At 70.3% G+C, this 12,144-nt stretch carries 11 protein-coding genes; all 11 read right to left on the bottom strand.

All coding sequences use genetic code 11. The annotated features are described in order from the left end of the window. Positions 1-87 precede the first annotated feature (87 nt). Positions 88-918 (bottom strand): shikimate dehydrogenase, encoded by an 831-nt coding sequence (locus tag ACFYO5_RS29355; protein ID WP_388714345.1) that lies wholly within the window; start codon positions 916-918, stop codon positions 88-90. Continuing rightward, positions 918-2,624 carry an endolytic transglycosylase MltG gene (gene mltG, locus ACFYO5_RS29350; RefSeq protein ID WP_388714342.1) on the bottom strand — a complete coding sequence of 569 codons (1,707 nt, stop codon included), beginning with the start codon at positions 2,622-2,624 and terminating at the stop codon, positions 918-920. Before mltG ends, ACFYO5_RS29355 begins: the two co-directional genes overlap by 1 nt. Positions 2,625-2,746: 122 nt before the next feature. Then, complete coding sequence (ruvX, locus tag ACFYO5_RS29345) at positions 2,747-3,211, bottom strand: Holliday junction resolvase RuvX (protein WP_356567467.1); 465 nt, start codon at positions 3,209-3,211, stop codon at positions 2,747-2,749. An 8-nt stretch (positions 3,212-3,219) separates the two neighbouring features. Next, complete coding sequence (gene alaS, locus ACFYO5_RS29340; protein WP_388714339.1) at positions 3,220-5,892, bottom strand: alanine--tRNA ligase; 2,673 nt, start codon at positions 5,890-5,892, stop codon at positions 3,220-3,222. Beyond that, positions 5,892-6,239 (bottom strand): hypothetical protein, encoded by a 348-nt coding sequence (locus tag ACFYO5_RS29335; RefSeq protein WP_388714336.1) that lies wholly within the window; start codon positions 6,237-6,239, stop codon positions 5,892-5,894. The genes alaS and ACFYO5_RS29335 overlap by 1 nt, the downstream gene beginning before the upstream one ends. 10 nt (positions 6,240-6,249) lie before the next feature. Next, positions 6,250-6,684 carry a DUF948 domain-containing protein gene (locus ACFYO5_RS29330; RefSeq protein ID WP_356567304.1) on the bottom strand — a complete coding sequence of 145 codons (435 nt, stop codon included), beginning with the start codon at positions 6,682-6,684 and terminating at the stop codon, positions 6,250-6,252. Positions 6,685-6,895: 211 nt separating this feature from the next. After that, positions 6,896-7,510, bottom strand: a complete 615-nt coding sequence (gene rpsD / locus ACFYO5_RS29325) for a 30S ribosomal protein S4 (RefSeq protein WP_356567302.1) — start codon at positions 7,508-7,510, stop codon at positions 6,896-6,898. A 300-nt stretch (positions 7,511-7,810) separates the two neighbouring features. After that, positions 7,811-9,166, bottom strand: coding sequence for a replication-associated recombination protein A (locus ACFYO5_RS29320; RefSeq protein ID WP_388714333.1), 1,356 nt, complete (start codon positions 9,164-9,166; stop codon positions 7,811-7,813). A gap of 64 nt (positions 9,167-9,230) precedes the next feature. Continuing rightward, complete coding sequence (locus tag ACFYO5_RS29315) at positions 9,231-9,890, bottom strand: vitamin K epoxide reductase family protein (protein WP_388714330.1); 660 nt, start codon at positions 9,888-9,890, stop codon at positions 9,231-9,233. Positions 9,891-10,097: 207 nt separating this feature from the next. Beyond that, positions 10,098-11,360, bottom strand: coding sequence for a histidine--tRNA ligase (gene hisS, locus ACFYO5_RS29310; protein ID WP_388714327.1), 1,263 nt, complete (start codon positions 11,358-11,360; stop codon positions 10,098-10,100). Between the two features lie 11 nt (positions 11,361-11,371). Then, entirely contained in the window at positions 11,372-12,079 is a 708-nt protein-coding gene (locus ACFYO5_RS29305) for an MBL fold metallo-hydrolase (protein WP_356567294.1), read from the bottom strand. Positions 12,080-12,144 lie beyond the last annotated feature (65 nt).

Below are 12,144 nucleotides of genomic sequence, written 5' to 3'. Positions count from 1 at the left end.
CACCCCCGATCCTTTCACGTCCACGACCCGGAACCGGCCGCCGTTCCATCAGGCGGACGTCCGGCGGTCGCGGACCCGGAAGTGCCGCTACCGGCAGACGGCGAGCGCCTGCTCTCCCGCCCTGCGCATCGCGTGCACAGGGGCCGGGGCACGTCCGGTCATCCGCTCCACCTGGAGCACCGCCTGGTGCACCAGCAGATCGAGGCCGCTGACGACGGCGCCGCCGAACATCGACCAGCGGGCCGCCAGCTCGGTGGGCCAGGGGTCGTACAGCACGTCGAAGAGGGTGGCGGGCCGCTCCGGTACGGCGGTGGCGAGCGCGTCGGTGGCGCCCGCGGGCGTGGTGGCGATCACCAGCGGGGCGCGCAGCGCGTCGGCCGCGCGGGCCCAGTCGGCCGTCCGGACGTCGACGTCGAGCCGCTCGCCCCACTGCCGCATCTCGGCGGCGCGGGCCTCGCTGCGCACGTAGACGACGATCTCGCCGGTGCAGATCCGGGACATCGCCGCCAGTGCGGAGGAGGCGGTGGCGCCGGCGCCGAGGATCGCGGCCGAGTCGACCTGCTCGACGCCGTGCTCGCGCAGGGCGGCGACGATGCCGGGGATGTCGGTGTTGTCGCCGACCCGGCGGCCGTCCTCGGTGAACACGACCGTGTTGACCGCCTCCACCCAGGCCGCCGTCTCGCTGATCTCGTCGAGCAGCGGGATGACGGCCCGCTTGAGCGGCATGGTGAGGGAGAGCCCGGCCCACTCGGCCCCGAGTCCCTCGACGAAGGAGGGCAGCGCCGCCTCGTCCACGTCGAAGCGGTCGTACGTCCACTCCGTGAGGCCCAGCTCCCGGTACGCGGCGCGGTGCAGCACCGGGGAGAGCGAGTGCGCGACGGGCGAGCCGAGCACGGCCGCCCTGCGAGAAGCTGTCATCAGTCCTTGTTCCTCGACGCGTTGAACTCCTTGACCAGTTCCTCGTGCTGCGCGAGGGTCTTGGTGAACTTGCTGGTCTTGCCGTCCAGCGAGATGAAGTAGTACCAACCGTCGCTCGTCGGGTCGAGGGCGCCCTTGAGCGCCTCTTCGCCGGGGTTGTCGATGGGCCCCGGCGGCAGACCCTTGTAGTAGTACGTGTTGTACGGGTTGTCGTACTTGCGCAGCTCGGAGAGGGTCAGGTCGATCTTGCTCTGGTTCTTCACGTAGTTGTACGTGGAGTCGAACTCGATCATGCCGTTGGTCTGCGGGTTGCCCGGCTTGAGGCGGTTGTAGACGACCTCGGCCATCTTGCGGAAGTCGTCATGGCTGGTGCCCTCGGCCTGCACCAGGCTCGCCACGGTCAGCAACTCCCAGGGTCCGTCCAGCCCGAGGCTCTCGGCCGTCTTGCGCAGACCGAGTTCCTCGTACTTGTCGTTGGCCCGGGAGACCATGCCCCTCAGCACGGCCTCGGGCTTCTGGCCCTTGGCGACCGGGTAGCTGGAGGGATAGAGGAATCCTTCCAGCGGGTCCTTGAGGTTCGGACGGCCGAGCGCCCAGGCCGGCAGCCCGAGGCTCTTGTAGTCCTTCTTCGCCACGGCCGCCGTGGTGCCCGCCGACACGCCGAGGCGTTTGTCGATCAGTGTGTAGACCGCCGTGTTGCGCGTCCCCTCGGCGATGATGAGGTTGCTGCGGCTCTTGTCACTGAGCATGAGTTCGACCGCGCTGGCGGCCGACATCTGCTTCTGCAGCGTGTAGACGCCGTCCTGGATCGTCTTGCCCTCGGGGTTCGACTGCTGCGCGGAGACGAACGCGTCGACGCTCTGGACGACGCCCGCCTCCTTGAGTTTCTGCCCGATGACATAGCCGCCGGCGCCCTTGGGGATGACGACCGTGACCTCGTCACCGTTGCCGTCGCCCGCGTAGTCGGGGGCCGTGCCGAAACGGTCCTGGTAGAACTGGTAGCCGAAGTAGGCGACGCCACCGAGGCCGCCGCCGAAGACCAGCAGGACGACCAGGCACGCGCAGCCGTTGCGGCCCTTCTTGCCCTTGGAACCCTTGGCTCCTTTGCCGCCGCGTCCACGACGGTCACCGCGCCCCTCCGGCTCGTCGTCCTCGTCGTCCGTCCCGCCGCCCGCGAAGAAGGCGTGCTCGCCCTGATCGGGGCCGGGGTCCCAGTCGGGCCGCGGCTGCTCCGCCTCCGGTTCCGGCTCGGCGCGCCTGCGTGCGGGCGGCTCCGGCGGCGGATAGGCGTCCGGCGTTCCGTAGAAGTCGGGCTGCTCGGCACCGTAGGCCGCGGCCTGCTGGCCGTACGGGTCACCGGGGTCGGCGGCGTACGGGACGTGCGCGTGGGTACCGGTGCCGTCCCAGGCGCCCTCGTGGTAGGCCTGCTGGTTCGGTGGGACGTACTGCTGCTGGCCCTGGCCGGCGTACTGCTCCTGGTCGTAGGACTGCTGGTACTGCTGCTGGTCGTACGGCTGGGGACGGCCGTCGTTCCAGTCGCCGTACTGCTCCTGCTGCGGCTCCTGCGGGTACTGGTGCTGCGGCTGGCCGCCGTAGGCAGGCTGATGGCCGGCGTGGCCCTGCTGCCCTTCCCATCCGCCGTCCCCGTACAACGGGTCCTCCGGATGCCACGGTTCGGAGCCTGGGCCCCGGCCATACTCAGTCATCTATCCCCTAGAGCCGCGAGGCGGCGGTCGCGCGGCTCGTGGACCCGGCTACCGTCCCGCCTCTTTCTGTGCGGTCGCTGTTCGAACACCACCGCATCGCGCGGAACGTTACCGTATCGCGATCAGATGACCACTTCGACGCCCTCACCCGGTGCCGAGCCTGACACCCGTTCGGATTCCAGCGCCTGCTGAAGGATGATCACAGCGGCCGCCTGGTCGATGACGGCACGTCCCTTCCTGGACTTCACGCCCGAGGCGCGCAGCCCCTGACTGGCCGTCACCGTCGTCATCCGCTCGTCGACCAGCCGGACCGGGACCGGCGCGATCCCCTTGGCCAGCTCCTGGGCGAAGGCGCGCACCTTGACCGCGGCCGGGCCCTCGCCACCCTTGAGGGAGCGAGGGAGACCGACGACGACCTCGATCGGCTCGTACTCCTCGACGAGTTGCCCGAGCCGGCGGTGGGCCGCCGGGACGTCACGGCCGGGGACCGTCTCCACCGGGGTGGCGAGGATCCCGTCGGGATCGCACGAGGCGACCCCGATCCGGGCGTCCCCGACGTCGACGGCGAGACGGCGGCCCTTCCTCATGGGACGGCTCACGTGGCCGAATCCGCCACGAGCCGCTCGACGGCGTCGACGGCCTCGCCGACGGCGGCCGGGTTCTGGCCGCCGCCCTGGGCGACGTCAGGCTTGCCGCCACCGCCGCCGCCGAGGGTCTTGGCGGCCGTACGGACCAGGTCGCCGGCCCTGAGGCCGCGCTCGCGGGCCGCTTCGTTGGTGGCGATGACCGTGAGGGGCTTGCCGTTGTTGACCGTGAACAGGGCGACCACGGCGGCCCGTCCGCCCTGGATGCGGCCGCGCACGTCGAGGACCAGCTTGCGCAGGTCGTCCGGGCCGGTGCCGTCCGGGACCTGGCCGGTGACCACGGCGATCCCGCGGACGTCCTTGGCGGACTCGACGAGACCGGCGGCCGCCTGGAGCACCTTCTCGGCACGGAACTTCTCGATCTCCTTCTCGGCGTCCTTCAGCTTGCCGAGCATGGCGGAGACCTTCTCCGGGAGTTCCTCCGGACGGCCCTTGATCAGCTCCTGGAGCTGGGCGACGACCGTGTGCTCACGGGCCAGGAAGTTGTAGGCGTCGACGCCGACGAGGGCCTCGATACGGCGCACGCCCGAGCCGATCGACGACTCGCCGAGCAGCTTCACCAGGCCGAGCTGGGCGGTGTTGTGCACGTGCGTGCCGCCGCACAGCTCCTTGGAGAAGTCGCCGATGGTCACCACGCGGACCCGCTCGCCGTACTTCTCGCCGAACTCGGCGATGGCGCCCTGCTTCTTCGCCTCGTCGAGGCTCAGGATCTCGGCGTGCACGTCCAGGTCGCGGGCGAGCACCTCGTTGATCTTCTGCTCCACGTCGGTCATCACGGCCGTCGGGACGGCGGAGGGGGAACCGAAGTCGAAACGGAAGCGGCCGGGCTGGTTCTCCGAACCGGCCTGGGCGGCCGTCGGGCCGAGGGCGTCGCGCAGGGCCTGGTGCGTGAGGTGGGTGGCCGAGTGGGCGCGGGCGATGGCCGTACGGCGGCGGCCGTCGATCGAGGCGTGAGCCTTGGCCCCGACGGTCACCTCGCCGAACTGGACGACGCCCTTGTGGACGTAGACGCCCGGGACCGGCTTCTGGGTGTCGCGGACTTCGACGACGGCACCGGTGTCGACCTTGATGCGGCCGGTGTCGCCGATCTGGCCGCCGCCCTCGGCATAGAACGGCGTGCGGTCCAGGACGATCTCGACCTCGTCGCCCTCGGTGGCGGCCGGGGAGGAGACGCCGTCGACGAGGATGCCGACGATCGTGGTCTCGCCCTCGGTGTCGGAGTAGCCGATGAAGTCGGTCTCTCCGGCCTTGTCGGCGATCTCCCGGTAGGCGCCGACGCCGGCGTGGCCGGTCTTCTTGGCCTGGGCGTCGGCCTTGGCGCGCTCCCGCTGTTCCTTCATCAGGCGGCGGAAGCCGTCCTCGTCCACGGACAGCCCCTGCTCGGCGGCCATCTCCAGGGTGAGGTCGATCGGGAAGCCCCAGGTGTCGTGGAGCAGGAAGGCCTTGTCGCCGGCGAGGACCTGGCCGCCGGCGGCCTTGGTCTCGGAGACGGCGGTGTCGAGGATGTTGGTGCCGGCCTTGAGCGTCTTGAGGAAGGCGTTCTCCTCGGCGACGGCGACCTTCTCGATGCGCTCGCGGTCGGTGACCAGTTCCGGGTACTGCTGGCCCATCATGGCGATGACGGTGTCGACGAGGTCCTTGACGACCGGGCCGGTGGCGCCGAGCAGGCGCATGTTGCGGATGGCGCGGCGCATGATGCGGCGCAGGACGTAGCCGCGGCCCTCGTTGCCGGGGGTCACGCCGTCGCCGATGAGCATCACCGAGGTGCGCATGTGGTCGGTGACCACGCGCAGGGAGACGTCCGAGTCGTGGGCCTCGCCGTACTCGACACCGGTCAGCTCGGTGGCCTTCCTGATGACGGCCATGGAGGTGTCGATCTCGTACATGTTCTGCACGCCCTGCAGAATCATGGCGAGGCGTTCCATGCCGAGGCCCGTGTCGATGTTCTTGCTCGGCAGGTCGCCCAGGATCTCGAAGTTGTCCTTGCCGATGCCCTCGCCGCGCTCGTACTGCATGAAGACGAGGTTCCAGATCTCCACGTACCGCTCGTCGTTGACGGCGGGGCCGCCCTCGGCGCCGAACTCGGGGCCGCGGTCGTAGTTGATCTCGGAACAGGGGCCGCAGGGGCCGGGCACGCCCATGGACCAGTAGTTGTCCTTCATGCCGAGGCGCTGGATGCGCTCCTTCGGCACCCCGACGACCTCGTGCCAGATGCGCTCGGCCTCGTCGTCGTCCTTGTAGACGGTGATCCAGAGCTTCTCCGGCTCCAGGCCGTAACCCCCCTTGTCCTGGGGCGTGGTGAGCAGCTCCCAGGCGTAGGAGATGGCGCCTTCCTTGAAGTAGTCGCCGAAGGAGAAGTTGCCGCACATCTGGAAGAACGTGCCGTGCCGGGTGGTCTTGCCGACCTCTTCGATGTCGGGCGTGCGCACGCACTTCTGCACGCTGGTGGCGCGCTGGAAGGGCGGCTTGACCTCGCCGAGGAAGTAGGGCTTGAAGGGCACCATGCCGGCGGGCACGAGGAGCAGAGTCGGGTCGTCCGCGATGAGCGACGCCGAAGGGACGACGGTGTGCCCGCGCTCCTCGAAGAAGCTCAGCCAGCGGCGGCGGATCTCGGCCGACTCCATCAGTGGTCCTCATTCCGGTTGTACGAGTACGTCGTGTCGTCGATGTACTTCGGCTTGCTCGGGTTGTTCTCGATGGCGGTGTACCGCCGGTTCGCGGGGAGTTCGGGGTCCGCGTGGAGTCCCAGCGCGTCCCCGAGTTCGGCCTCCCGCTGGACCATGTTGTCGCGGACGTCGAGCGCGAAACCCACCGCGCGGTCCTTGAGGCGCGCTCCCGTCTCGAGAGCCTTGTTGGCCGCGGTCGCGGCGAGGCTCTCGGGGGTCAGCTGCCTGAGCTTGCGGTTGACCTTGGTGGTGGCCCACACACCGGCGGCGACACCGGTGGAGAACCAGAACGTACGGCGGAACATCGCTTGAGTCTCAGTCCTTCTTCCGCTTGCCCCACCGCGGGGCCGGGACGGTCCGGCCCACGATCACGGTACGTCGGGGCGCCTTGGCGGGCCCGTCTTCCTTGCGGCCGCCCAGGGCCCGGCGTACGCCGTAGCCGAAGGCGGCGACCTTCACCAGGGGGCCGCCGAAGGTGGAGGCGACCGTGGTGGAGAGCGCGGAGGCGTTCGAGGTGACCTCCTGGACGTCCGAGGCGATCGCGTCGACGCGGTCGATCTGGGTCTGTGCCGAGCGGACCGCCGCGGAGGCGTCCGCCAGCAGCGGCACGGCCTGATCGGTCACGTCCGCGACCAGCCTGGTGGTGGCTCTGAGCGTCTGGGCCAGTCTCGCCAGCGCGACGGCGAGGAAGGAGACCAGGATCGCCCAGAACACCGCCACCAGGATGCCGGCCACCTCTCCACCGGACACTGCGCACCCGCTCCCTGAAACGTGCCTCTACATCGGAAAAGTCGTGCACCGAGCCTATCGCGCCGCCGGGACCGGTCCGCACCGGATTTACGGGCGGCGCCCGCCGCTGCGCCGCGGCGGTCCCGGACATGCGCGAACCCGCCGCCCCGCCCGCCCGGAAGGGCGGAGGGACGGCGGGTTCGGACACAGAAGTCCTGCGGCCGCCGGAGGATCAGCGGGCGTAGTACTCGACGACCAGCTGCTCGTCGCAGATGACCGGGATCTCCTTGCGGTTCGGCTCGCGGTCCAGGCGGAAGGCCAGGGCGCGGAGGTTCACCTGGAGGTAGCGCGGGATCTCGCCGTCGGGGGCGAAGCCACCCTCACGGGCGACCGCGAAGAGGGTCTTCTCGCGGCTGCGCTCGCGGACCATCACGACGTCGTCGGGACGGACGCGGAACGAGGGCTTGTCGACCTTCTGGCCGTTGACCTCGATGTGGCCGTGGACGACCATCTGGCGCGCCTGGTAGATCGTGCGGGCGATGCCCGAACGCAGGACCAGGGCGTCGAGGCGACGCTCCAGCTCGATGATCAGGGCCTCACCGGTCTTGCCCTGGACCTTGGAGGCACGCTCGTAGGCGCGGACGAGCTGGCGCTCGGACACGTCGTACTGCGCGCGCAGACGCTGCTTCTCGAGCAGACGGACCTTGTAGTCCGAGTTCTGCTTGCGGCCGCGGCCGTGCTCGCCCGGCGGGTAGGGGCGGGCCTCGAAGTACTTGACGGCCTTCGGGGTCAGCGCGATGCCGAGGGCACGCGACTTCTTGACCTTGGGACGGGGCTGGTTGGCCACGATCTCTCACTTTCGAAAATTCGGCTCGTCAGGGTTGAGGGAGGTCGCATCCGCAGCCGGGGAGACCCGCCGGGTCCACTGGGGACCTGCCGGGCAGCCGCTCCCCTGGTCTGGGCACATACGTGCAGCACACGAGTGGCCCACCGACCTGTACCGGAACTCCGGCTGGTGGTGGGCTGCCCGCGACACCTTCGACGGTGCGCGACGCTCCTGGAGCCGGTCCGCGAGGACCGGGACTCCGGCTGACTGTCCCGTTCTGACAGCACGGGACGCAGCACTCCGGAGGAGTTTACAGGGTGCTCAGTCCGGCTTGCGACCGAGGTGCTTCCTGGTCCACTCCACGGCGTCCGAGTACCGCGCCTCCGCGCCGTGCCGGGTCGGCCGGTAGTACTCGCGGTCCTTGATGGCGTCCGGGGCGTACTGCTGGCCGGCGATCCCCTCGGGCAGGTCGTGCGGGTACACGTACCCCTGCGCGTGCCCCAGCTTCGCGGCCCCCTTGTAGTGCCCGTCCCGCAGATGCGCCGGCACGGGCCCGGCCAGCCCCTTGCGTACGTCGTCCAGGGCGGCACCTATCGCGTTCGTCGCGGAGTTCGACTTGGGGGCGAGGGCCAGGGCGATGGTGACGTGGCTGAGGGTGAGGGCGGCCTCGGGGAAGCCGATCATGGCGACGGCCTGGGCGGCGGCGACCGCGATCGGCAGGGCCTGGGGATCGGCCAGGCCGATGTCCTCGCTGGCGGAGATCATCAGCCGGCGGGCGATGAACCGGGGGTCCTCACCCGCCTCGATCATGCGGGCCAGGTAGTGCAGGGCCGCGTCGACGTCGGAGCCGCGGATCGACTTGATCAGGGCGCTGGCCACGTCGTAGTGCTGGTCGCCGTCGCGGTCGTACTTCACGGCGGCCCGGTCGACCGTCTCCTCCAGGGTGGCGAGGGCGATCTCCGTCTCGCCCTTGTCCAGGGCGGCCCCGGCGGCGGCCTCCAGGGCGGTGAGGGCGCGGCGGGCGTCGCCGCCGGCGATGCGCAGCAGGTGCTCCTCGGTGTCCTCGGGGAGGGCGACGGCGCCCTTGAGGCCGCGTTCGTCGGTGACCGCGCGCCGCAGCAGGCCGCGCAGGTCGTCGTCGGTGAGGGGTTCGAGGGTGAGGAGGAGGGAGCGGGAGAGCAGGGGGGAAATGACGGAGAAGAACGGGTTCTCCGTGGTCGCCGCGATCAGGGTGACCCAGCGGTTCTCGACGGCGGGCAGGAGGGAGTCCTGCTGGGCCTTGCTGAAACGGTGGATCTCGTCGAGGAAGAGGACGGTCTCCTTGCCGTAGCCGCCGGCGGCTCGGCGGGCGCCGTCGATGACGGCACGGACCTCCTTGACGCCGGCGGTGATCGCCGACAGCTCCACGAAGCGGGCGTCGGTGGCCTTGGAGACGACGTAGGCCAGGGTGGTCTTGCCGGTGCCGGGCGGGCCCCACAGGATCACCGAGGACGGTCCCGCCGGGCCCTTGGCGCTCTCGCCGACCAGGCGGCGCAGGGGCGAACCCGGCTTCAGCAGGTGCTGCTGGCCCACCACCTCGTCGAGGGTGCGCGGGCGCATCCGGACCGCCAGGGGACTTCCGGCGGGGTCCTTCTCCTGGCGTTCTTCGGCTGCGGCGGTGAACAGATCGGGCTCCACGCTGAAACCCTAATTCACCGCACCGACAATCCCCACGGCCGTCGGGAGGGACCGGCCTGCCGGGTCAGCTGGTCCAGAAGTCCCACCAGCGGGTCAGCACCAGCATGCCGATGACGCCGACGTGCAGCACGGGCAGGACCCAGGTGAACTCGCCGAAGAAGCCCCTGAGCCAGCCGGGGGCGGGCAGGAAGCCGTGACGGACGTTGAACGAGGTCACGTACCAGAACATGAAGATCGTGGCGACCCAGGCCAGGGAGCACCACAGGCACAGGGCGTTGATCCGGTACAGGGACTGGAACATCAGCCAGGCGCAGAAGACCACTCCGAAGAGGGTGCCGGCGTTGAAGGTGAGCCAGTACCAGCGGGGGAAGCGGGCCCGGGCGAGCAGGCTGACGCCGACGCAGACGACGATGCCGTAGGCGACGAGACCGAGCACCGGGTTGGGGAAGCCGAAGACCGACGCCTGGTCGCTCTCCATGACGCTGCCGCAGGAGACGACGGGGTTGAGGCTGCACCCGGGGGTGAAGGTGGTGCCCGCGACCTTGGCCTCGAGGAGCTTGAACTTGTCGATCGTGATGACCCACGCGGCGAGCAGGCCGGCCGCGCCGGTGATCACCAGCAACAGGGCGAAGGCCCGGCTGCCGCCCACCGTCCTGGGCGCGTCCGTTTCGGCGCGCCGCGGCTCGGGCTCGGTGGAGACGTCCTTGACTGTCGTCTTGCTCATCACGCCGATTCCGTCACTTGAGACCTGGACCTTCTTCGGGCAGGGCCATTGTGCCGCACAGGCGCGTGCGCGCACCGTTCGCTCCACATAAGGGTGAAGGTGAGACCTGGTGCGCGCGTTCGGTTCCGGACAGCGCGACGGCCGGGCACCGGACACGGCAAGGGCGCCGGACCTCCCGAAGGAGGTCCGGCGCCCCACGCGCGCGTGTCAGCCGAGCCGTGCCTCCAGCTCCGCCACGATCTCGTTGACGCCGACCGCCGTCTGCTCGCCGGACTCCATGTCCTTGAGCTGGACGACGCCCTCGGCGAGGTCGCGTTCGCCGGCGACGATCGTGTAGCGGGCGCCGCTGCGGTTGGCGTTCTTCATGGCGCCCTTGAGGCCCTTGCCGCCGTAGGCGAAGTCGGCGGCGACGCCGAGCCTGCGCAGTTCGGTGACCTTCGCGAAGAGGACGCGGCGCGCCTCCTCCCCCAGGGGGACGGCGAACACGCTGGTGGCCGGGGGGAGCCGGAGTTCCACTCCCTCCGCCTCCAGCGCCAGGACCGTGCGGTCGACGCCGAGGGCCCAGCCGACGGACGGCAGCGCGGGGCCGCCGATCATCTCGGACAGGCCGTCGTAGCGCCCGCCGCCGCCCACCGCGGACTGCGATCCGAGGCCGTCGTGGACGAACTCGAAGGTGGTGCGGGTGTAGTAGTCCAGGCCGCGGACCAGCTTCGCGTCGTCCTCGAAGACGACGCCGGCCGCCGTGATCAGCTCACGGACCTCCTCGTGGTACGCCTTGCAGGCGTCGCAGAGGTAGTCGCGCAGCAGCGGGGCGTCGACCAGCTGCTGCTGGACGTCCCGGCGCTTGTCGTCGAGGACGCGCAGCGGGTTGATGTCGGCGCGGCGGAGCGTCTCCTCGTCGAGGTCCAGGCCGCGCAGGAAGGTCTGCAGCGCCTCCCGGTACACCGGACGGCACTCCTTGTCGCCCAGGCTGTTGAGGAGGATGCGGAAGTTCCTCAGCCCCAGGGATCGGTAGGCCTGGTCGGCCAGGATGATCAGCTCGGCGTCCAGCGCGGGGTCCTCGGCGCCGATCGCCTCGGCACCGACCTGGGAGAAGTGGCGGTAGCGGCCCTTCTGCGGGCGCTCGTAGCGGTAGTACGAGCCCGAGTACCAGAGCTTGACCGGGAGGTTGCCGGTCTTGTGCAGGTTCGCCTCCAGTGCGGCGCGCAGCACGGAGGCGGTGCCCTCGGGCCGCAGGGCGAGGCGGTCGCCGCCCTTGGTCTCGAAGGCGTACATCTCCTTGGTCACGATGTCGGTGGACTCGCCGACACCGCGCGCGAACAGCTCGACGTTCTCGAAGCCGGGCGTCTCGACGTAGCCGTAGCCGGAGTCGCGCAGCGGGGCGGCGATCGCCTCGCGGACGGCCAGGTACTTGGCGCTGTCCGGCGGGATCAGGTCGTACGTGCCCTTGGGGGCCTGGAAGGTACTCACGGGAGGTCTCGTCACATTCCTCGTCGGGGAGCCTCGGCGGCTCCCTGGCCGGCGGCCACCTGCCGCAGATACGGGTTGGTGGCGCGTTCCCGGCCGATGGTCGTGTGCTCATTGTGACCGGGCAGCACCACGGTGGCGTCGTCGAGCGGAAGGACCACGCGGGCCAACGACTCGAGCATGTCGTCCATGGAGCCACCGGGCAGGTCGGTGCGTCCAATGGAGCCGGCGAACAGCAGGTCGCCCGAGAAGAGGACGGGCGGGACGTCCGCCGCCTCGGGCATCCGGAAGGTCACCGACCCCCTGGTATGGCCCGGCGCGTGCGCGACGGAGAACTCCAGACCCGCCAGCTCCAGCCGCGCGCCGTCCGTCAGCTCGCGGACGTCGTCCGGCTCGCCCACGGTCAGCTCGCCCAGCAGCGGCATGCCGATGGACCGGCCGAGCGCCTTCTCGGGGTCGCTCATCATGAACCGGTCCTCGGGGTGGATCCAGGCGGGGACGTCGTGCGCCCCGCAGACCGGGACGACCGAGGCCACGTGGTCGAGGTGGCCGTGGGTGAGGACGACGGCGACGGGCTTGAGCCGATGCTTCCTGATCGCTTCCTCGACTCCTGGGGCGGCCTGGTGGCCCGGGTCGATGATCACGCACTCCTCACCGGCGGCGGGGGCGACGAGATAACAGTTCGTCGCCCAGGCCCCGGCGGGGAACCCGGCAATGAGCACGATCGTCCTTCGTTTGTGTCGATACGGGTGGCTTGAGAGCGGCTGCGCCTGTGGTCAGAGCCTAC

Source organism: Streptomyces sp. NPDC006259 (assembly GCF_042870975.1).
In the GTDB taxonomy this organism is placed as follows: Bacteria; Actinomycetota; Actinomycetes; order Streptomycetales; family Streptomycetaceae; genus Streptomyces.
This window is presented reverse-complemented; position numbering and strand designations above follow the sequence as displayed.

What these genes read in the sequence shown, in the direction of transcription:
- ACFYO5_RS29315 (WP_388714330.1), bottom strand. Translation starts at nt 9,890, where the DNA reads ATGAGCAAGACGACAGTCAAGGACGTCTCCACCGAGCCCGAGCCGCGG.
- ACFYO5_RS29335 (WP_388714336.1), bottom strand. Translation starts at nt 6,239, where the DNA reads ATGTTCCGCCGTACGTTCTGGTTCTCCACCGGTGTCGCCGCCGGTGTG.
- mltG (WP_388714342.1), bottom strand. Translation starts at nt 2,624, where the DNA reads ATGACTGAGTATGGCCGGGGCCCAGGCTCCGAACCGTGGCATCCGGAG.
- alaS (WP_388714339.1), bottom strand. Translation starts at nt 5,892, where the DNA reads ATGGAGTCGGCCGAGATCCGCCGCCGCTGGCTGAGCTTCTTCGAGGAG.
- ACFYO5_RS29355 (WP_388714345.1), bottom strand. Translation starts at nt 918, where the DNA reads ATGACAGCTTCTCGCAGGGCGGCCGTGCTCGGCTCGCCCGTCGCGCAC.
- ruvX (WP_356567467.1), bottom strand. Translation starts at nt 3,211, where the DNA reads ATGAGGAAGGGCCGCCGTCTCGCCGTCGACGTCGGGGACGCCCGGATC.